A 20973-nucleotide genomic window follows, 5' to 3' on the forward strand; every position below is an offset into this window, starting at 1 on the left:
CCGAGGTTCGGCACGATAGAAAAAAGGCGGTAGTTCAACTCCCGCCTTTTTGTTTCTACCAATCAAAGAACGCTATCTGGACGTCAGCACCTTGTCGAAGGAAGTGACTGTCCCGTCGTAGACCAGACGCTCGCCGTTCAAGAAAAACGTCGGCGTCCCCTTTATCTCCAACTGCTGCATCGCCTGATCTCGAAGACCTTCGAGCTTGCGAAGATAGGCTTCGTTCTTGAGGGCTTGCTCGAAATGTAGCTGATCGATGCCCTGGGAAGCGGCGATTTCACTCATCACGCCTTTGCGCTCCGTCGCAGCAATGATTTCTTCGTAGCGATCGGTGAACGCTGCAAGCGTCTTGCGATGGCGCTCCTGACCCGCCTGCTCGGCTATCAGGAAAATTGCAGCGTCCACTGCGTTGCGAGCAAAGGGGCGTATCGAGATCCTCAACTTGCCGGTCTGAACATATTTCCGTTCAAGGTCGGGCAGTACTTTTTTCTCGAAGTCGACACAGTGGCCGCAGGTCGGCGAAGAATAGACAATGAGGGTGGCGGGCGCCTGTTTGCTGCCAATGAAAGTATCTTCGACACCTGCCGGCTGCATCAACACGCCGTTCAAGGCTGATTTTGGTGAAGCAAAGGCTGCACCATCGGACAAGAGTAGTGCCGAGATGACCGTGGCGGTCGATAGGAATTTCATGGTTCACCCTGAATTGCTGATGCCCGCCCGTTCGGCGAAACTACAATGCAGAGAGGCCTGAAAGCAGGTGCCAAATTGCCGCGAAACAGCGGTGATGACTGGAAACCTCGAGTGTTCGCAGCCTAGATCGTCGAGTCCGACCAGCGCACGATCTCGCCAACCGCCTGGCCGAAAGCACGGTCGAGCGCGGCCACATAGGCCGAGTTACCGCCGCCGCCAGTGACCGGCGCGCTGGCCTGGAAGCTGCGTGAAGCACGCACTTCCCCGTTGCGGTCGTTTAGGATGCGGACATAGAGTTCGACATGTGCCTGCTCGCCTTTCTCGGCGCGCACTTCGAAGGCCCGGATTTCGGTAATGACCTGATAGTCGATCGCTAGTCCTTCGCCCGGTCGGCCGACACCCGCAAACCGGCCCGTGCGCTGGAATGCCTCAGCCAGTCTTGCCTGCACGATGACCGGCAGCCTGTCGGCCCATTGCGCGCCTTTGAGATACTGAATCGAGCGCTGGCCGGTCTTGATGACGATGTTCTGACTGTCCAGCGCCTTGAGTGCCACCGGTTGGGTGACAAGGATCTGGCGTTTGCTTTGCCCTCCGGTCTGCACGCTCGGCGTCGACAGATCAAAGGTATCCAGAGGCGCGGGGCCGCCACCTGGCAGCGCCGCGCATCCCACAAGGATAGTCGCGAGCAGCAACGCGCCCGCATGCACTCGGATCGACTTCACGCGACGTCCCCACTGAACACGTCCGCCCGGTCCCCTTCCGGACAGTATTTATCAACGTAGCGGTACAGCGCCGTCAACGCCGTACCCTTCCATCATACTGGCGTACCTCGCCATCGCCACCCGACAGGATACGCTGCGGATTGCGCTGGAAGTCGGAAACCGCCTCTTCGATGCGATTGACCGAGCGTCTGGTGTCTCCAACCAGCGCCTCCACGTTCTGCAGGCCCTGGCCGGAGAAGCGTTGCAGGTTGTCGGAGATGACGCCAACATGCTTGTTCAGCGTGTCGGCCACCTGCTTGAACGACTTCAGCGTCTCGCTTGCCTGGGCCACAAGGCCCTTTGTATCGCCCGAGCCAAGCATGCCATCTACTTTGGCCAGGATGCCGTCGATGCGCACGGAAGCGTTGTTCAGGCGTTGTGCCAGTTGCTGCGCATCCTTGATGGTCTGCTGAATGTCGTCGGAGCGCGCGGAGACCTTTTCCGTCACCTTGGCGATGTCTGCCGATGCCTTGCCGGCATTGACGCTGGCATCTTTGATGTTGGCGAGCGCGGTGCGCACATCGGCCGGGTCGACGCTGTCGAGAACGCCATTCACCTTGTCGAGCGTCACCTGCGTTTTCGCGGCGAAATCGTTGATCGATCCAACCGCCTGCTTGACCTCGGCGATGGTCGAATCGAACTCGTCGCTGGTCTTGCTCAGATTGCGGGTGAATTCGTCGACATTTGCGACGATATTCCTGACCTTGTCGCGATCGACGGCGTTCAGTAGGCCTTCCGCAGCCTTCAGCGCACCATCCAGCTTGCCCGAAACGCCCTGCAATTCCGTTGAAAGCGCGCTGACGCTGGACAGGAACTTGTCGATGCCATCTGAATTCTTGGCCAAAGCATCCGAGAATTTGGCGGCGTTCTGCGCCGTCTGCGTCAACGGTCCACGCACATCCTTCGCGAAGCCCTCGAACTCGGACAGGACCTTGTCGGCGCGGCTGGCGATGTCCTGCGCGGTCTGCAAAAGATTGGTCACGGCGGAAGGCTTGGCGATGATCACCGCCACGCGCCCCTCTTTTTCCGCTTCATCGAGAAGCTTCGGCTCCTTCGGATTCGCGCCGGTCAACTCGATATTCGCCTGACCGGTCAGGCCGGCAAGGCCGATGTCGGCCTGTGTCGAACGGGTGATCGGTGTCATGCGGTCGATCACGGTCTCCGCCACCGCAATGGTTGGATCGTCGACGTCGATGTAGACGCGGCGGACATCACCGACTTTGACACCATTGAACAAGACAAAGCTGCCACGAGTCAGGCCCGAAGCCGAACCTGGAATGCGCACGCTCAGCGTCGTCGTCTCGCCACGGTCGCCGATGTTCGCGGTCCAGTAGACGAAGCCGAAGGCCGCCAGGATCGCCACCAGCGTGAAAATGCCGACAATGACATAGTTGGCTCTGGTTTCCATTGCTTCACTTATGGCTGCGCGCGCGTTGCAAGATCAAGCTGCCGAGCCCTTTTTCCGCGGAAATAGGACTTCACCCAGGGTTCTTCGCTCTTCAACATGTCCGCGACAGTGCCCTGCACCAGCACGCGCTTCTTGCCGAGCACCGCGATGCGGTCACAAGCCGTGAACAACGAATCAAGATCATGCGTCACCATGTAGACGGTCAGGTCCATCGTATCGCGCAGCTTGACCACCAACTCGTCGAACTCGGCTGCGCTGATCGGGTCGAGACCGGAAGTCGGCTCGTCGAGGAATACGATTTCCGGATCCAAAGCCAGGGCACGTGCAAGGGCTGCACGCTTGATCATGCCGCCGGACAGTTCCGAAGGGTATTTGCGCGCAGCATCCGGCGGCAGGCCGACCAGCTCGATCTTGAGCATGGCCAGTTCGTCCATCAGCTTTCGCGGCAGATCCAGATATTCGCGCATCGGCACCTGGACGTTTTCCATCACCGTGAGCGCCGAAAACAGGGCGCCCTGCTGGAACAGCACACCAAGTCGCATATCGATGCGCAGCCGCTCCGTGTCGCTGGCGTTATCGACATCAACCCCGAAGAGCCTGATCGTGCCGGCCTGCTTCTTCACCAGGCCAAGCACGGTGCGCAGCAGCACGGATTTGCCCGCACCCGAGGCTCCGACGAAACCAAGGATCTCGCCGCGTCGGATATCCAGCGACAGGTCGTCCAGGATGACCGTCTCGCCAAAGGCAACTTTGATGCCGCTCGCCGACAGCACGACGTCGTCCTGCTCCTCGTCGGTATGTTCGGCGTGCTGTTCGATGATTGCCATGTCAGAAATTGATCGACGCATAGAACAGGGCGAAGAGTCCATCCAGGATGATGACGACGAAGATGGATTTCACCACCGACTGGGTGACATGCAGGCCAAGCGATTCTGCGCTTCCACCGACCTTCAATCCTTCCACCGACGCGATGGTGCCGATGATGATGGCCATGAACGGCGCCTTGATCAGACCTGCGAAGATTGTACTGAGATCGATGGCGACCTTGAGCCGATCGATAAAGGCTGCCGGGGGAATGTCGGAATAGGCCCAAGCCGCGAAGATGCCGCCGCCAAGTGCCGCAAAATTGGCCAGTACGGTGAGGCATGGCAGGCCGATTACCAACGCAACAAGACGCGGAAACACCAGAACGCCGATCGGATTGAGGCCGATGACCTTCAACGCGTCGACTTCTTCGCGCATCTTCATGGAACCGATCTCGGCCGTGATCGCGCTGCCCGATCGGCCCGCAATCATGATTGCCGTCATCAGCACGCCAAGCTCGCGCAACACCAGAACGCCAACCAGATCGACGACGAAGATGTCGGCACCGAAGTAGCGCAATTGATACGCGCCCTGCTGCGCCACGATGGCGCCAACGATGCCCGACATCAGAAGCACGACCGGCACCGCACCGACACCCATGCGATCCAGCTGGTTGAAGATCGCGGCCGGATTGACCGCATGACCGCGCCCAAGCTTCATCTGGGCGCCCCGGATCGTGGCGCCCAAAATGTTCATTCCGGCCAGGAAGTCGTCTCCAGCCTCGCAGACACGACGCCCGATCAACTCCAACGCACGAACGACGATGTTCGGTTGGGGAATCGCCTTGCCGAGTTCGGCCCTGCTTACAGCTTCAAAGACGGCGTCGATCAGCGTCTTGACCGTCTCATTCTGCCCGACTTGCTCGATCTGCGCGCCACGCGTCTGATAAGCATTGATCAGCCGCGCGATCAGCCAGGCGCCGGCCGTATCCATGCGCGCGACACTTGAGAAATCAAGAGATAAAGATTTGAAATCATTTCGCTTTTCAAGTTGCCGCATCTCAGCATCGACTTGCGCGACACGGCGTGTCGTCCAATTGCCGTGAAAGGTGCAGCCAAGCGTCCCATCGCTCTCGCTGACGACAACGCGCGGCTCGAGGCTCGCTGTGGCGGCCTTGTCGCTTGCGTCGCGTTTGCGGATCGTCAACATGCCATCCTGTTTATCTCGACGGGACAGGCCTGTCGATTTGCCGGCAGCATTACGCCAGTATTACCGGAGCAGAAAAATATGGTGCGTGTCATTTCGGTCGATGCCGAACGTTTTCCCATCGCCGGGGTCTTCACCATTGCACGCGGCTCCAAGACCGAGGCTGAGGTCATCACCTGCACCATCCGCGAAGGTAATCACATCGGACGCGGCGAATGCGTACCCTATCGGCGTTACGGCGAGACAATCGAGGGCGTTCTGGGAGCAATCGAGACCATGCGCCCCGCACTTGAAAACGGCCTGGATCGCCTGCAGTTGCAGGCCGCGATGCCAGCCGGCGCAGCCCGCAATGCCATCGACTGCGCGTTGTGGGATCTCGAGGCCAAGATGGCTGGCACCTCTGTTGCCCGGATGCTTCGGATTGCCCCTGCAGCACTGGAGACCGCCTATACCCTGTCGCTGGCGGAGCCCGAGGCGATGGCTGCGCAGGCTCATGCCAATGCGGCTCGGCCGCTGCTCAAGGTCAAGCTCGGGGGTGAGAACGACGCCGCGCGCATCCGCGCGGTTCGAGAGGCGGCCCCGAGGAGCAGGTTGATCCTGATGCCAATGAAGGTTGGACCGACGACAATGTCGCGGAGAATATCGCTGCCGCGGCGGCCATCGGTGTCGCGTTGATCGAACAACCCCTGCCCGCCGGTCGCGACGGAAAGCTGAGGGACATTTCCCGTCCCATCCCGATCTGCGCCGATGAGAGCGTGCATGCAACAAATGATATCGATGCGCTGGTCGGCCTCTACGACGCCGTGAACATCAAACTGGACAAAGCCGGCGGCCTGACCGAGGCGATCGAACTGCGCGACCGTGCCCGCAAAGCAGGTTTCGGTGTCATGGTCGGCTGCATGGTTGGTACCTCGCTCGCCATGGCGCCGGCAGTACTGTTGGCGCAAGGCGCCGACTATGTCGATCTCGACGGCCCACTGTTGCTGGCCCGTGATCGCGAACCCGGCCTTGTCTACCAGGGATCGCTGGTTTCACCGCCTGATGCCGCGCTGTGGGGCTGAACGGGCAGCCAGCAAAATGAGCGCAAGGCCCAGCAACGCCACTGGCACCATGGCATAGAACCCTTCGACCCCGAAGCTCTGGTAGAGCGGGCCAGAGACCAGCGTGACTGCCGCCATGGCAAAGCCATTGGCAAAAAAGGCGATGCCCTGCGCTGCGCCGGTACGTTCCTCGGCCACTGTTTCGCCGATCATCTTTTGCAGGCCGATCAATACCAGCGCTGTCGAGATGGCGTGCAGCGCCTGCAAGCCGAAGAAGCCGGTCACGCCGAGGCCGAGTGGCCAGATCAGCGGAAAAGCGATCCACCGGACGATGGCACCGCACGCGGCCAGCATCATGACGCGAACGACCGGAATGTGGCTGAACAGTCGGTTGAAGGCCATGAACATGCCGACTTCGCAAACCACGCCAAAGGCCCACAGAAAGCCCACGACGGAATCGCTTATTCCCAATGATTTCCAATAGATGGACGAGAACCCGTAGAGAAAGCCATGGCTGCCGACCAGGACGCCGGCACCGGTGGCAAAATAAAGGAAGTATGGATTTCGCAGGCTGGGTACCGCTTGCTGCAGATCAGTCGCGGAAAGCGGCGAGGCACGCCGCGGCCTTCCCATGCGAGGAGCCATCAAGCCGATCGCGACGATCGCCAGGAACGACACGAACAACATGATCGGTACCGCACCTGCCCCTGTCGAGGTCAGGATGAAACCGCCAACCAGATTGGCACAGAGATAGGAAATCGATCCCCAAATCCGCATACGCGGATAGTTGGCGCCAAAGCGGCGTACGCCCGACAGCGCCAGCGAATCGGCAATCGGCGAGTGCGGCGTCCAGACCACGGCCAGAACCAGTGAAACCGCCAGCACGATCGCGTAGCTCGGCGGCAGGAAGTAGCCTGCGGAAACCACCACCGACGCGACGGCGAGTGCCAGATAGACGTTGACACGGTCATTGGCCTTGTCAGCAAGGGAGGTGAACAGCGGGGTCGTCGCCACGCGCAGGAACATCGGCGCAGACAGAATAACTGCAATCTTTTCCGGGCTGAAGCCGTGTGCTTCCAGCCAGAGCGGGAAATAAGGCAGGTAGATGCCGCTCGGCACGAGAACGGTGAAGAAAACGAGCGCCATGCGCAGTTCATAGTTGCGCGGCTTGATCTGCTGTTCAGGCGAAAGCGGTGGCAGGGACATCAAAAAGGCAATCGGCAACTGCTGCCGGCAAAATGGCCGGTCAGCCGCCCTGCTCTATCACGCCTGCCAGCTGCCAGAAACCGGTTGGCCTAATCGATTTATGTCAAATATTGTGGGTATCGGAGGCTTGCGGGATCAGCAGTCGTCAGGCCGCTTCCGCCGCCCTGACCTTGGCCGGCAAGACATCAAAGGTCACCGGCACCAGTACCGGTTCCGCCGACGGCGCTTCGGGCATGACATGCGCCCAATGCAGGATTTCGAAACGACCATCGAAATGCTCGACCACAGCCGTGCAGCTTTCCACCCAATCACCGGTGTTGATGTACTGGACGCTGTCGACAGTTTCGATTGCGGCGTGGTGGATGTGCCCACAGATCACACCATCGACCTCCGACCGTCGTGCTTCCTCGGTAAGCACATTCTGGAAGGAACCAATGAAATTGACGGCTTTCTTCACCTTGACCTTGGCCCAGGACGAGAATGACCAGTACGGCATGCCGAAGACTTTGCGGAAGCGGCTGACACCGCGGTTGATCAGCATCGCCGCGTCGTAGGCGTAATCACCGAAATAGGCGAGCCAGCGCGCATTGTGCACGACCGTGTCGAACTGATCTCCATGGATGACCAGCATGCGGCGGCCATCGGCCGTTTCATGAATGGCACGGTCGGCCACAACGATGCCGCCAAAGTGCACTCCCTGGAACTGGCGGGCAAACTCGTCGTGATTGCCGGCGATGTAGGTGATCGAACTGCCCTTGCGAGCCTTGCGCAGCAGTTTCTGGACCACGTCGTTGTGTGCCTGGGGCCAATGCCAGCTGCGACGCAACCGCCACCCGTCCACGATGTCGCCGACAAGGAAGATCGTATCGGCATCGTGATGACGCAGGAAATCGATCAGGAATTCTGCCTTGGCCGCCTTCGATCCCAGATGCACATCCGAGATGAAGATGGAGCGGAACATGCGTGGTTTGGCGCTGGACATCGCGATCTCACCTTTCGCGCTGGCTATGCATCGATTCATGCAACAACCGTATGACGGTTGCGATTGGGCCAGCCTTTTCGCTAGCCTTGCGTATCCAATCGGAGGTTTTGGGACATGGATCTCGGCATTCGCGGCAGGAAGGCGATCGTTTGCGCATCGAGCAAGGGACTGGGACGCGGGTGCGCGATAGCGCTGGCCGAAGCAGGGTGCGATCTCGTGGTCAATGGCCGCGATCCCGTGCTCCTGGCGAAAACCGCGACGGAAATCCGCGAACGGTTCGGTGTGCGTGTTGTCGAGGTGGTCGGTGACGTGTCGAAACCCGAGGTACAGAAGGCCTTGATCGCGGCCTGTCCGGATCCGGATATACTCATCAACAACAATGGCGGACCACCCTATCGCGACTTTCGCGAGCTGGACCGCGAAAAGATCCTGGAAGGCGTCACCAACAACATGGTCACGCCGATCGAACTGGTGAAAGCTGTCATTGATGGCATGGCGGCACGCGGCTTCGGACGCATCGTCAACATCACTTCGCTCTCGGTCTATGTACCGATTCCCGGTCTCGATCTGTCCTCTGGCGCGCGGGCGGGGCTGACGTCCTTTCTCGCTGGCGTCGCCCGCACGGTTATCGACCGCAACGTCACCATCAACAGCATGCTGCCCGGCAAGCTGGACACCGACCGTCTGCGCGGGCCGCATGAACCGGGCTCGATCGAGACGGCGGACGCCGCCACGGAACGCAAGGCACGTCTTGCCGCCGACATTCCCGCCAAGCGGCTGGGAACGCCGGACGAGTTCGGCCAGATCTGCGCTTTCCTGTGCTCGGTCCATGCGGGATATCTGACGGGGCAGAACATTCCGGTCGATGGCGGGCTTTACGTCAGCGCCTTCTAGCCAGGGAAATTTGCGAACCTGCCCGCAGGTTCCGCCAGCAACGCATTGATCTGCAATGATTTCCCGCCGATGTGAAAAACACGGAGGTGCGTTACATCGCGCCTCGAAAAAATGGCGACCCATGCTAAAAGGGGTGACGCAACAGGAGGCGGGAAAGCATGGCAGGCGACAAGAGCAAGGCGGCACGTTCGGATCTGGATGAGGCCGCGCTCTTCTTCCACAAGCACCCTATCCCCGGAAAGCTGGAGATCCAGGCAACCAAGCCGCTTGGCAACCAGCGCGACCTCGCGCTCGCCTATTCTCCGGGGGTTGCCGCGCCATGCCTCGCCATCAAAGATGATCCGGCGACTGCCGCCGACTACACGGCGCGCGCCAATCTTGTCGCCGTGATCTCGAACGGCTCGGCCGTGCTCGGCCTTGGCAACATAGGCCCGCTGGCTTCCAAACCGGTCATGGAAGGCAAGGCAGTCCTGTTCAAGAAATTCGCGGGCATCGACGTTTTCGACATCGAGATCGAGGCACCTGAGATCAGCCGCATGGTCGAGACGGTCGCGGCACTGGAGCCGACGTTTGGCGGCATCAATCTGGAGGACATCAAGGCGCCCGAATGCTTCGAGGTCGAGGAGCAATTGAAGGCCCGCATGGGCATTCCGGTTTTCCATGACGATCAGCATGGCACCGCCATTATCGTCGCTGCTGCCGTCCTCAACGGGCTAGAGCTGGCCGGGAAGAAAATAGCAGACGTCAAGATCGTGACGTCGGGAGCTGGCGCTGCGGCACTTGCCTGCCTCAACCTGCTTGTTTCGCTCGGTGCCAGCATCGAGAACATCTGGGTCACCGACCGTTTTGGCGTTGCCTACAAGGGCCGTGTCGAGGAAATGGATCGCTGGAAGGACCCTTACGTCAAGGACACCGAAGCCCGTACGCTGGCCGATGTCATCCCTGGTGCCGATGTTTTCCTCGGCCTGTCCGCCGCCGGCGTGCTCAAGCCCGAATTGCTGCAAGGGATGGCCGAGAAACCGCTGATCCTGGCGCTGGCCAATCCAACGCCTGAAATCATGCCGGAAGTCGCGCGGGCTGCCCGCCCCGACGCCATGATCTGTACCGGACGTTCGGATTTCCCGAACCAGGTCAACAACGTCATCTGTTTCCCCTATATCTTCCGTGGCGCGCTGGATTGCGGTGCCAGCGCCATCAACGAAGAAATGAAGATGGCTGCCGTGCGCGCGATCGCAGCACTTGCACGCGAAGAGCCCTCGGACGTCGCAGCACGCGCCTATTCCGGCGAAACGCCGATCTTTGGGCCGGATTTCCTGATCCCGTCACCGTTCGATCCGCGTCTCATCCTGCGCATCGCGCCAGCGGTGGCAAAGGCAGCCTGCGATACCGGCGTGGCAACACGTCCGATCGCGGATATGGCCGCTTATCTCGACAAGCTGAACCGCTTCGTCTTCCGTTCCGGCCTCGTCATGAAGCCGGTGTTCTCAACCGCCCGAAGCTCCAGCGCCAAGCGTGTCATCTATGCCGATGGCGAGGACGAGCGGGTGCTGCGGGCAGCCCAGGTGGTGCTCGAGGAAGGTATCGCCGAGCCGATCCTGATCGGCCGTCCGCATGTGATCGAGGTTCGTCTCAAACGCTATGGCCTGCGCATCAAGCCCGGCGTCGACTTCGGCCTGATCAATCCCGAGGAAGACCCGCGCTACCGCCACTATGTCGACCTGCTGATCGAGCTGGGCGGCCGTCGTGGCATCACGCCGGAGGCGGCGCGGACCATGGTGCGCACCGACAATACGGTGATTGCGGCTCTTGCGGTGAAACGCGGTGACGCGGATGCCATGATCTGCGGTCTCGAAGGCCGTTTCGCGCGTCATCTGCGCAACGTCACACTGATCATCGGGCCGCGTCCAGGCATCACCGATCATGACCTTTCGACGCTTTCGATGCTGATCTCGCAGCGCGGCGTTTTGTTCCTCACCGATACCTATGTCTCGATCGATCCAAGCGCCGAAGAGATCGCCGAGATGACCATCCTGGCTGCCGAGGAAATTCGCCGCTTCGGCATCGAGCCGAAGGCTGCCCTGCTCTCGCTTTCGGATTTCGGTTCTCGCGATGCGCCAAGCGCCCTGAAGATGCGCAAGGCTGCCGATATCCTGGCGCGTATCGCGCCGGAACTGGAATGCGACGGTGAAATGCATGCGGATTCGGCATTGTCAGAGCACCTGCGTCAGCGCGTGTATCCACATTCGCGCCTGAAGGGCGAAGCCAATCTGCTGGTATTTCCCAGCCTCGATGCCGCCAACATCACATTGACGGCACTTCGAACCATGCTGGACGCCCTGCATGTCGGCCCGATCCTGCTCGGCACTGACATGCCGGCGCATATCCTCACTCCTTCGGTGACCTCACGCGGCGTCGTCAACATGACCGCGCTGGCCGTTGTCGAGGCCTCGCATAAGGCACAGGCGGCGCTTCATGCGCCGCGTGGTTGACGAACTCAAGAGAAGCTTAACCGGCCCGCCTTATTTTCATTGCCCGACACAGGCGGGCAATGATGACCGGGGTGAATCGAAGGCAGGCGCTTGCATGGACGCTGGTTTGCGTCATCGCGCTGGTCTTTTGTTCCCTGCCCCGTGCCGAGGCCGCCTCTCGCATCTGCCGTCAGCTGAGGGCAGAGCTCGCTTCCCTGCAAAAAGGCGGTGGTGCGGGCCAGCAGCGTCGCTATGACGGCGCCATCGCCCGCCAGAACAACGAACTGGCCAAGGCACGCGCTCAGGCGCGCGACGCCGGGTGTGGTTTTTCATTGTTCGGCGGCAGCGTCAGTCAGTGCGCGGCACTCAACACGGCCATCGACCGGATGAACGCCAACCTCGACAAACTTCAGCGCAAGCGGGCGCAAATGGGAAATGCCTCGCCGCGTCGCGATCGAAGCCGCCTGCTGGCGGCGCTGGAAACCAATGACTGCGACGACAAACCGACGCAGCAAAAGCAAGTTCAGGCAGACGAGCCAGATGGCGAGGTGGAATCCGGAGCGAAGGAAGCAGCGCTCGGTGCAGCTCTCGTCCCGTCGCCATCCGGCGAATTCCGCACGATGTGCGTGCGTACCTGCGACGGCTACTTCTTCCCGATGTCGAATGCCGCCGCCGTCAGTGACTTCCAGCGCGACCAGAATCGTTGCAACGCCGGCTGCCCCGGCACGGAAATGCAGGTTTTTTATTCGCGCGGCATGACGGGCGATCCCGCAGCGATGACGTCATCGAGAACCGGGCGCCCCTATTCCGAACTTCCGTCAGCTTTTCTCTACAAGAGTCCCGACCAGCCACTGCCGCAAGGTTGCGGCTGCAACGCAGCGCAGAATTTCAAGATCATCGGCGGCAACCCGCCGCTTGCACAGCCCGGAACCGATGCTGGTTCCGGCTTCCTGCCGACGCCGACGGACAAGCCAGATCTCGCCGACGATCCCGAGACGCAAGCCAATGCGGCAGGTGGATTCGACATAGAGATCATGCGCCAGATGGTGAAGAAACCAGAGGTCTCTCCCGTCTCTGCATTGCCGCCGGAACAGCGCAAGATCAGGGTCGTCGGGCCAACGTTCCTTCCCGACCCAGAAGCGGCAATAGATCTGCAAGCTCCGGCCCCGAAACAAGTCCGGTAAGCGCCAGCCTGAGCGGCAGGAACAACGCCTTACCCTTGCGGCCGCTCGCATCCTTGACCCGAGCGGTCCAGTCCTTCCAGACCGTTGCCGTCCAGGGCTCTTCCGGCAGGAGATCGAACGCTTCGCGCACGAACTGCAGTTCCTCGGGCTCGAATTCAGGTCTATCGAGCGGCCCCTCCTGAACGATACGCCACCAGGAGACCGCGTCGCTCAACCGGTCGAGATTGCCGCGGACGATGCCCCAGAACTGCTCTGCGTCGTCGCCGGATATGCCAAGTACCGCCAGGCGGTCACGCGCGTCTGCAAAGGACAGCGTGTGCATCAGGCCACGGTTCAGCACAACCAGCTCTTCCGGGTCGAACTTGGCGGCGGATTTCGAGGTCGCGGCGGGGTCGAAATGCGCTGCCAGTTCGCTCATATTCTGCATTGGCTGGACATTTTCCGAGGTGCCGATCAAGACGGCGAGGGAAGCGACCGCCATCGGCTCGATACCGTCCGAACGCAGCCCTTCGATCGAGAGCGAACCAGTGCGCTTCGAAAGCCCCTCACCGGTTGTCGTGGTCAGGAGATTGTGGTGGCCAAAGACCGGCACCTCCCCTCCCAGCGCCTTGAACAAGGCAATCTGAACGCCGGTGTTGGTGACATGGTCATCACCACGGATGACATGGCTGATGCCCATCTCGATGTCGTCGACCACAGACGGCAGCGTGTAGAGATAGGTGCCATCCTCACGAACCAGAACCGGATCCGACACGGAGGCCAGATCGACGGTCTCCTCGCCGCGAACGAGGTCGTTCCAATGAATATCGGTGCGTTCCGGTTCCTGGGGATCGCTCTTGAAGTTTGGCAACAGGAAACGCCAGTGCGGACGACGTCCGTCAGCCTCGAGGTCGGCGAGCTGCTTGGCGGTCAGGGTCAGTGCCTCCCGTCCATAGACGGGCGGCAAGCCGCGTGTGCGCCGGATCTTGCGCCGCAGATCCAGTTCCTCGGGCGTCTCAAAGCAGGGATAGAGCACCCCGGCCTGTTTCAGGCGCTCGACGGCGGCATCGTAGATGTGCACGCGCCGCGACTGATAGTCGGTAGCATCCGGGAAGATGCCCAGCCAATGCAGATCATAGAGGATGGAGTCGGCATATTCCTGTTTCGAGCGCACCGTGTCGGTGTCATCGAAACGCTGAACGAAGCGGCCCTTGTGCTTTTGCGCAAACAGCCAGTTGAAAAGCGCGGTACGCGCGTTGCCGATATGGATGCGGCCGGTGGGAGACGGAGCAAAACGGACGGTAACTGTCATGAACGGGGCGTAGCGGATGAGTTGGACCTTGGCAAGGCGCGCCTTAAAACCTCGATCGGTCGGAAATATGGTGAATTCCGATCAAGCGAAAAAAGCTGCGGGCCGCCTCCTTCGAAGCGGCCCGCTTTGTTTTCAGAGGATTGCCGGATCAGACCAGCCCTTTGGTCAATTCCAGCGCCTGCCGCTCGAACAGCCGGCGGTAGATGCCGCCGCTCAGGCGGATAAGCTCGTCATGCGAGCCTTCTTCGACGATCTTGCCCCGATCGAAGACCAACAACCGGTCTAGCGCCCTCACCGTGGACAGCCGGTGTGCGATGACCAGCGTGGTGCGCCCGACCATCAGCCTTTCCATTGCCTGCTGGATCAGCACCTCCGATTCCGAGTCGAGACTTGACGTCGCCTCGTCGAGGATCAGGATCGGTGCATTCGCCAGAAAAGCGCGGGCGATCGCCACACGCTGGCGCTCACCACCCGAGAGCTTCACGCCGCGCTCGCCGACCAGCGTGCCGTAGCCCTTGGGGAGCCGGGTGATGAAGTCGTGCGCACTGGCAAGGCGCGCCGCTTCCTCGATCTCCGACTGGGTGGCATCGGGCCTGGCATAGGCGATGTTTTCGGCAAGCGAGCGGTGGAACAGGATCGGTTCCTGCTGCACGATGGCGATCTGCTGGCGCAGCGACGATTGCGTGACCTGCGAGATATCCTCGCCGTCGATCAGGATGCGGCCACCGCTGATGTCGTAGAGCCTCTGGATCAGCTTGACGAAGGTCGTCTTGCCCGACCCTGAATGGCCGACGAGGCCAACGCGCTCGCCGGGCTCGATCGCCACCGAGAAGTCGCGGTAGAGCGGCTCACGATGGTTGCCGTAGTGGAAGGTGACGTGGTCGAACACGATGCCACCGTCGGTGATACGGGCCTGCTCGGCTCCCGGCACATCCTCGATGCCGAGCGGCTGCGCCTGAAAGTCGACCAGTTCCTCCATATCGTTGATCGAGCGCTGAAGGTTGCGAATATGCATGCCGATGTCGCGCAGATATCCCTGCAGCACGAAGAAGGATGTCAGCACAAAGGCGACATCGCCAGCGGTCGCCTGTCCGCGCAGCCAGAGCAGCAGAACGACACCAATCACCGCCGCCCGCAGGACCAGCAGCATCACGCCCTGCGTGGTGCCGTTGACCGTGCCCCGGTTCCAGGTGCGTCCCGTGCGGTGATGCCACTTGGTGACAACCTCGGCCAGTCGCTGCTCCTCGCGTGCCTCCGCGCCAAAGCCTTTCACCACCGCATTGCAGCTGACCGCATCTGCAAGCGCGCCGCCAAGTCGCGTGTCCCACGCGTTGGCGAGCCTTGCTGCGGGCGCGACATAGGCGAGCGACAGGATTGCCGTGACAGCGATGAAAACGAGCGAGCCGATCGCGACGACCAGGCCCATCATCGGCCAATACCAGCCAAGCAGCACCGTCGAGCCCACGAGCATGACGACGGACGGGAACAACGCGACAAGGATCGTGTCGTTCAACAGGTCGAGTGCCCACATGCCACGGGTAACTTTACGCACTGTTGAGCCGGCAAAAGAATTGGCATGCCAGTCGGTCGAGAAGCGCTGGACACGATGGAAAGCGTCGGCGCAGATGTCCGACATCATCTTCAGCGTCAGTTCCACGATGCCGTAGAAACCAAAATTGCGGAAAATGACCGAGGACAATGCCAGTCCGATCAATGCAGCGAATGCAGTGACCGCGGCATTCCAAGCCTCTTCATTTGATGCGGCACCCGAGGCCACGGCATCGACCAGACGGCCGGAATAGAGTGGTGTCAGCACGTCGGCCATCGTCGAAAGCAAAATCATCAGCATGATGAACAGCACCCTGAACGGCTGGCGCCGCCAGTGAACCAGAGTGAAGCCGAGAACGCTGCCGAATGCGCCAGCGCGCAAATCGATCTTGAAACGAGTCATGACGTTTGCAGGCACAATCGTGCCTGATCCCGAAAAAAGTGTAAAGAAAACACCGCGTTGAGGGCTCAGCGCCGTCGTATATGCGGATGCGAAAATGGATTCGACCAACCCCTTGCGGGGCGGCGCTCGAGGAATTCCAAAGCCTATTCTGCGACGGCGTGTTCCCTCAGGAACAGCCTCGAAGACCTAAGCCTCGTTACCTCGTATGGATTTTTCAAATGCCATCATTCGTATCCTCCCGATCAGGGAATCGCGGATGGGGACTTATAGGAGAGGCATTTTGCCACGCCAACCCCGCGGCTGTCACAAAACTGCCTTGGCACAACCGGTGAGGCTATGCTGCAACACTCGGATCACGGGCGGCGGCAATCAGCCGCGCCTGAAATGCATCGTCTTGCCATCGGTGGAAACCTGGAAACCGAAGCCGGCATAGAGCGAATGCGCATCGGCGGTTCGCAGGCTCCAGCCTCCCACGGTTGCAAGATCCGGATGATCGAGCAACGCGCGGATCAACTTCCTGCCAATGCCGGCACCGCGGCGATCCGGCCACACAATGACGTCGCACAGATAGGCAAAACAGGCATAGTCGGTGATCACGCGGGCAAATCCCACCTGTTCGCCATCCATGAAGGCAGCGACACAGAGCGAGTTGTCGAAAGCCCGGCGGTGGATGGCGTCACTGCGTTGCGCACCCCAGTAACTCTCCTTGATGACCCTTGATGTCGCCGAGAAATCGATGCGCCCGGGATCGAAGGAAATCTCGACCTCCGGCACGCTCAGGCCCGATCGCGAAAACGATTGGTGATCGGATAGCGGCGATCGCGGCCAAAATTCTTCTTGGTGATCTTCACGCCTGGAGCAGCCTGCCGGCGCTTGTATTCGGCAATGTAAAGAAGATGCTCGATGCGCTCGACGGTGGCGCGATCATGACCGCGCTTTACGATATCGTCGACCCCCATCTCATTCTCGACAAGGCATTCCAGGATGTCGTCGAGAACCGGATAGGGCGGCAGCGAATCCTGGTCGGTCTGGTTCGGGCGCAATTCGGCAGACGGCGCCTTGTCGATGATGTTCTTCGGAATGACCTCCCCTGAAGGGCCTAACGCACCCGGCGGCACATGCGTGTTGCGCCAGCGCGAAAGCGCGTAGACCTGCATCTTGTAGAGGTCCTTGATCGGATTGAAGCCACCATTCATGTCGCCGTAGAGCGTGGCATAGCCGACCGACATCTCAGACTTGTTGCCGGTGGTGACGACCATCGAGCCGAACTTGTTGGAGATCGCCATCAGTATCGTGCCGCGGGCACGGCTCTGCAAATTCTCTTCGGTGATGCCTTCCTTGGTGCCTTCGAAGAGTTGCGTCAACGCATGAGAAAATCCCTCGACCGGCTCGAAAATCGGCACGATGTCATAGCGACAGCCGAGCGCACGCGCGCAGTCCTCGGCGTCCTTCAGGGAATCCTTGGAGGTGTAGCGGTATGGCATCATCACCGCGCGCAGCCTCTCCTCGCCCAGGGCATCGACGGCAAGGGCAGCGCAGATCGCGGAATCGATGCCGCCGGAAAGGCCCAGAACCACATTCTTGAAGCCGTTCTTGTTAACGTAGTCGCGCAGCCCCAGCATGCAGGCGCGATAGTCGGCCTCCTCCTTTTCCGGGATTTTCGACATCGGCCCTTCGGCACACACCCAACCATCGGCGGTGCGCTTCCATTCGGTAACGGCAAGCGTCTCTTCGAACTGGCTCATCTGGAAAGCGAGCGTCTTGTCCGCATTGAAGGCAAAACTCGCGCCGTCGAAGACGAGTTCATCCTGCCCGCCAATCTGGTTGGCGAACAGAAGCGGAAGACCGCTCTCAATGATCTGGCGCAGCGCCACCTGATGGCGCACGTCGAGCTTGCCACGGTAATAAGGCGAACCGTTCGGCACCAGGAGCAGCTCCGCTCCGCTCTCGGCCAGCGTTTCGCAGACGCCGAGATCATTCCATATCTCTTCGCAGATCGGGATACCGATCCTAACTCCGCGGAAATTCGTCGGACCGGAAATCGATCCCTCCGAGAAGACACGCTTCTCGTCGAACTCGCCATAGTTTGGCAGGTCAACCTTGTCGCGCGTGGAAAGGATCTTGCCGCCGTCGAGTACGGCCACCGAATTGTGCTTGCCTTTTTCGCCTTGCCGCGGAAATCCGATGATGATGCCAGGTCCACCATCTGCGGTATCGCGCGCCAACCCTTCAATCGCCTTGAGACAGGCTTGCAGAAAGGCCGGCTTCAGCACCAAGTCCTCCGGCGGATAGCCGGAAATGAAGAGTTCCGTGAACAGGACAAGGTCTGCGCCCTGACGGGCTGCATCCGCCCTCGCCTCGCGCGCCTTGGCGAGATTGCCGGCTATGTCACCGACGGTAGGGTTCAACTGGGCAACGGCGATGCGAAGCGTATCGGGAGCGGTCTTGGTCATGGCTAGGGTTTAGCGTGGCAACCTTGCGCCTGCAACGGACAAGGCCGGTGACCGCTTATGCCAATGCTCAATATGAGCATAATGCTCATTCCCCGGTATATTCGCGTATGGCCTCCGGCGCGTGGTTCTCGCCGATCGACATCGACAGGACGCGCGAGATGTGTTTGCGCGGCAAGCCGGTTTCAGCCACCCAGACGTTGATCTGCGCCTGGATCTTATCGAGGTCGCGCTTGGAGGTGGGGTTTTCGGCGATGTCGAGTCCGGCATCGCGCAGCGCAGCCGACATGTCTCTCGATATAATGAAGCTGTCCCACTCCAGCCAGCGCAACAGGTATTGGCCGGTGTTGCCGCCGAGCCGGCTGCCGTGCTTGGACAAATAGCCGGTCAGCCCGACCTGGTCAGCCGCCGGCCATGCGGCCAGGAACTTGCCGAAGGAACCGTGTTCCTTGGAAACTCGCTCGACGAAGACAGCGTTGTCCCGCACGGAGCGGATTTTCTGCGGATTGCGCACAATGCGCTTGTCGGACGCCAGATCGTGCCAGAAATCATCGGGCTGGAAGAGCAATCGTTTCGGCTCGAAGCCGAGAAAGGCTTCCTCGAAACCCGGCCATTTCTGTTCGATAACGCTCCAGACGAAACCGGCAGCAAAAACGCGCTCAGCCATCGTCGAGAGCACACGATCGTCGGGTACCTTCGCAAGCGCGGCATTGTCGGGTGTTGCCCCCAGCAGCGATACGAGAACCGCATCGCCACCCTTGCGCTTTGCGGCGCGGGCGCGAATCTGCTGAAAATCGAGCATGTCGCCCTTCCCGGATTGCGGCTTGGGCCGCGATGAAATGTTCGCACCATCTTCTATAGATCGCCGGCACGTGCAAGCGTCGGCAAGGAGGAGCAGATGCAACGCAGGACCATGGCGGAACTGGCCAGCCGCTGGCTGTCGCGCAACGCCGATGCACTGACCGACAGCGAACGTCGCGTGCTGCAGAGCGCTATCGACCGCAAAACGGTGTCCTTCTATTCCGGGGAGGCCGATCAACAGCGCGCCACGACCGGCGCACACATTGCCGATGCGGTGGCCAGGATCGGCGGCTCGTGGGCCTTCATCATCTCTTTCATGGTGTTCCTGATTGCCTGGGCACTGCTCAACAGTGTCGTTCTGGTCAGCGGAGCGTTCGATCCCTACCCCTACATCTTCCTCAATCTGGTGCTGTCGATGCTGGCTGCAATCCAGGCACCGGTCATCATGATGTCGCAGAACCGGCAGGCTGAACGCGACCGCATCGCCGCAGCGCACGATTATGAGGTCAATCTCAAGGCCGAAATCGAAATCATGGCGCTGCACGAAAAGCTGGACGAGTTGCGGCACAGCCAGATCATGGCGATGCGCGAGGACATCAAGCACCTTGCCGATCAGATGCTGCAACTCGAACAAAAGCTGTCGGTGCCCGTCCGCCCGACGCGTTCACGCAAATGACGGAAACCCTCCATCAGTTCGTCGAACACTATGGATTGATGGCCGTTTTCCTCGGCTGCCTGGCAGAAGGTGAAACCATTGCCATACTCGGTGGCTTCTTTGCTCATCAGCATGTCTTCGCGCTCTGGCAGACCCTGCTGGCCGTGTTTGCCGGCGCGTTTGCCGGGGACACCGCCTTCTTTGTGCTAGGGAGAAGCTTTGCCCAAACCGGACTTGTTCGGCGTATCAGCCGCAAGCCCGGCTTCGACCGCGCCCGGCAGCTCGTTACCGACCACCCGAACATCTACGTGCTGTCCAACCGCTATATCTACGGCATGCGCATCCTGGGCGGTGTGGTTGCCGGTCTTTCCGGAATCGCGACAGCGCGGTTCCTGGTTCTGAACGCGATCTCCGCAGCAGTCTGGGCGACGTTATTCTGCGGCTTCGGCTATCTCTTCGGTCTCGGTGCGGAACAAATCGTCGGCCGCGCCCTGCTCCATCACGAACGCCTGCTGGTTGCATTCGCGATCGGCGTTATCGTCATGACGGCCGCAATCGCCATTGCCCGACATCTGCTGCGCCGTGAAAAAGCCCGCGAGCGCCGGGCTGGCTAGCCAAATCAGATCGGCGCGCCGTAAAGGCGCTCGACAATGGCGAACAGCCAGATACCGGCAGCAAGAACAATGGAAATCAACACTGCCAGCGAGCCGCAATCCTTTGCGAGCTGGATATCGATATTGAACTCGCGGCTGATGGCATCGCAGGTTGCCTCGATGCCGGTGTTCAGGACTTCCACCATGATAAGGACCAGAACCGCACCGATCAGCAGCGCATAGCCGCTCCAGCTTGTCGCCACGAACCAGCCAAGCGGAATGGCCAGTACAAGCAGCATCAACTCCTGCTGGAAAGCCGCTTCGCTTTGCGCGAGGCGGCGGAACGCACGAACGGAATTATGGAAGGCGTCGATCAGCCGCTTCATGAAGTCTGTCCCTTTCCGACGATCGGCCTGTCGATTGCGCCTTTTCGATGGATTGGCGTGCTTATCCGATATCCTCCAGCCATCCGCAACCAAGATTGCCGAATCCAGTTCTTCTACGCCTCGAATGAAAGCCGACAAAAATATCTTTGCCTGCTCTTGCATAACAAGCACAGCCTCAAGTAGAAAAATGCGCCGGAAAATCG

The 20973-nt window shown here is 60.4% G+C and carries 18 protein-coding genes and 1 pseudogene; 6 read left to right on the plus strand and 13 right to left on the minus strand.

The features are described from left to right. Positions 1-72: 72 nt before the first annotated feature. The 5 genes from ACFJIU_RS11685 to ACFJIU_RS11705 form a co-directional block, all read right to left on the minus strand. Positions 73-690 (minus strand): thioredoxin domain-containing protein, encoded by a 618-nt coding sequence (locus ACFJIU_RS11685; protein WP_379071433.1) that lies wholly within the window; start codon positions 688-690, stop codon positions 73-75. Between the two features lie 122 nt (positions 691-812). Further along, complete coding sequence (locus ACFJIU_RS11690; RefSeq protein WP_379071436.1) at positions 813-1412, minus strand: ABC-type transport auxiliary lipoprotein family protein; 600 nt, start codon at positions 1410-1412, stop codon at positions 813-815. 73 nt (positions 1413-1485) lie between these two features. After that, entirely contained in the window at positions 1486-2859 is a 1374-nt protein-coding gene (locus tag ACFJIU_RS11695) for an MlaD family protein (RefSeq protein WP_379071438.1), read from the minus strand. Between the two features lie 8 nt (positions 2860-2867). Further along, the gene (locus ACFJIU_RS11700; RefSeq protein WP_379071441.1) at positions 2868-3686 is read right to left on the minus strand and encodes an ABC transporter ATP-binding protein; all 819 of its coding nucleotides are present in this window, start codon (positions 3684-3686) and stop codon (positions 2868-2870) included. A gap of 1 nt (position 3687) precedes the next feature. Continuing rightward, positions 3688-4872 carry an ABC transporter permease gene (locus ACFJIU_RS11705; protein WP_379071444.1) on the minus strand — a complete coding sequence of 395 codons (1185 nt, stop codon included), beginning with the start codon at positions 4870-4872 and terminating at the stop codon, positions 3688-3690. Positions 4873-4950: 78 nt separating this feature from the next. Between ACFJIU_RS11705 and dgcA the strand changes: the two are divergent. Next, positions 4951-5930 (plus strand): annotated as a pseudogene (gene dgcA, locus ACFJIU_RS11710) (N-acetyl-D-Glu racemase DgcA). Here the strand turns inward: dgcA and ACFJIU_RS11715 are convergent. Both ACFJIU_RS11715 and ACFJIU_RS11720 read right to left on the minus strand, forming a co-directional pair. Next, on the minus strand, positions 5901-7115 hold the full coding sequence (locus ACFJIU_RS11715; protein ID WP_379071446.1) for an MFS transporter: 1215 nt from the start codon (positions 7113-7115) through the stop codon (positions 5901-5903). The pseudogene dgcA and the gene ACFJIU_RS11715 sit on opposite strands and share 30 nt — an antisense overlap. 145 nt (positions 7116-7260) lie before the next feature. Continuing rightward, positions 7261-8097, minus strand: a complete 837-nt coding sequence (locus tag ACFJIU_RS11720; protein ID WP_379071449.1) for a UDP-2,3-diacylglucosamine diphosphatase — start codon at positions 8095-8097, stop codon at positions 7261-7263. Positions 8098-8211: 114 nt separating this feature from the next. Here ACFJIU_RS11720 and ACFJIU_RS11725 point away from each other — a divergent pair, with 114 nt between their 5' ends. The 3 genes from ACFJIU_RS11725 to ACFJIU_RS11735 all read left to right on the plus strand — a co-directional run bounded on the left by ACFJIU_RS11725 (position 8212) and on the right by ACFJIU_RS11735 (position 12643). Then, positions 8212-8991, plus strand: coding sequence for an SDR family oxidoreductase (locus tag ACFJIU_RS11725; protein ID WP_379071452.1), 780 nt, complete (start codon positions 8212-8214; stop codon positions 8989-8991). 158 nt (positions 8992-9149) lie between these two features. After that, a complete protein-coding gene (locus tag ACFJIU_RS11730; protein WP_379071455.1) occupies positions 9150-11480 on the plus strand; it encodes an NADP-dependent malic enzyme in 2331 nt (776 codons plus the stop codon). Between the two features lie 62 nt (positions 11481-11542). After that, entirely contained in the window at positions 11543-12643 is a 1101-nt protein-coding gene (locus ACFJIU_RS11735; RefSeq protein ID WP_379071458.1) for a DUF2865 domain-containing protein, read from the plus strand. Here the strand turns inward: ACFJIU_RS11735 and gltX are convergent. The 5 genes from gltX to ACFJIU_RS11760 all read right to left on the minus strand — a co-directional run bounded on the left by gltX (position 12561) and on the right by ACFJIU_RS11760 (position 19137). Beyond that, positions 12561-13934, minus strand: coding sequence for a glutamate--tRNA ligase (gene gltX / locus ACFJIU_RS11740; protein ID WP_379071461.1), 1374 nt, complete (start codon positions 13932-13934; stop codon positions 12561-12563). The genes ACFJIU_RS11735 and gltX overlap by 83 nt on opposite strands. A 148-nt stretch (positions 13935-14082) precedes the next feature. Continuing rightward, positions 14083-15885 (minus strand): ABC transporter ATP-binding protein, encoded by a 1803-nt coding sequence (locus tag ACFJIU_RS11745; protein ID WP_379071464.1) that lies wholly within the window; start codon positions 15883-15885, stop codon positions 14083-14085. Positions 15886-16254: 369 nt separating this feature from the next. Beyond that, positions 16255-16659 carry a GNAT family N-acetyltransferase gene (locus ACFJIU_RS11750; protein WP_379071467.1) on the minus strand — a complete coding sequence of 135 codons (405 nt, stop codon included), beginning with the start codon at positions 16657-16659 and terminating at the stop codon, positions 16255-16257. A 2-nt stretch (positions 16660-16661) separates the two neighbouring features. Next, on the minus strand, positions 16662-18338 hold the full coding sequence (locus tag ACFJIU_RS11755) for an NAD+ synthase (RefSeq protein WP_379071470.1): 1677 nt from the start codon (positions 18336-18338) through the stop codon (positions 16662-16664). Between the two features lie 85 nt (positions 18339-18423). Then, positions 18424-19137: a DNA-3-methyladenine glycosylase I gene (locus ACFJIU_RS11760; RefSeq protein ID WP_379071473.1), complete on the minus strand. Its 714-nt coding sequence runs from the start codon at positions 19135-19137 to the stop codon at positions 18424-18426. Between the two features lie 96 nt (positions 19138-19233). Between ACFJIU_RS11760 and ACFJIU_RS11765 the strand changes: the two genes are divergently transcribed. Both ACFJIU_RS11765 and ACFJIU_RS11770 read left to right on the plus strand, forming a co-directional pair. Next, positions 19234-19812: a DUF1003 domain-containing protein gene (locus ACFJIU_RS11765; RefSeq protein WP_379071476.1), complete on the plus strand. Its 579-nt coding sequence runs from the start codon at positions 19234-19236 to the stop codon at positions 19810-19812. A gap of 38 nt (positions 19813-19850) precedes the next feature. Next, the gene (locus ACFJIU_RS11770) at positions 19851-20405 is read left to right on the plus strand and encodes a DedA family protein (protein WP_379071479.1); all 555 of its coding nucleotides are present in this window, start codon (positions 19851-19853) and stop codon (positions 20403-20405) included. 5 nt (positions 20406-20410) lie between these two features. Here ACFJIU_RS11770 and ACFJIU_RS11775 read toward each other — a convergent pair whose 3' ends face one another. Continuing rightward, entirely contained in the window at positions 20411-20770 is a 360-nt protein-coding gene (locus ACFJIU_RS11775) for a diacylglycerol kinase (protein ID WP_129415426.1), read from the minus strand. Between the last annotated feature and the right edge of the window lie 203 nt (positions 20771-20973).

The organism is Mesorhizobium sp. UC74_2 (assembly GCF_042701485.1).
Taxonomy (GTDB): domain Bacteria; phylum Pseudomonadota; class Alphaproteobacteria; order Rhizobiales; family Rhizobiaceae; genus Mesorhizobium.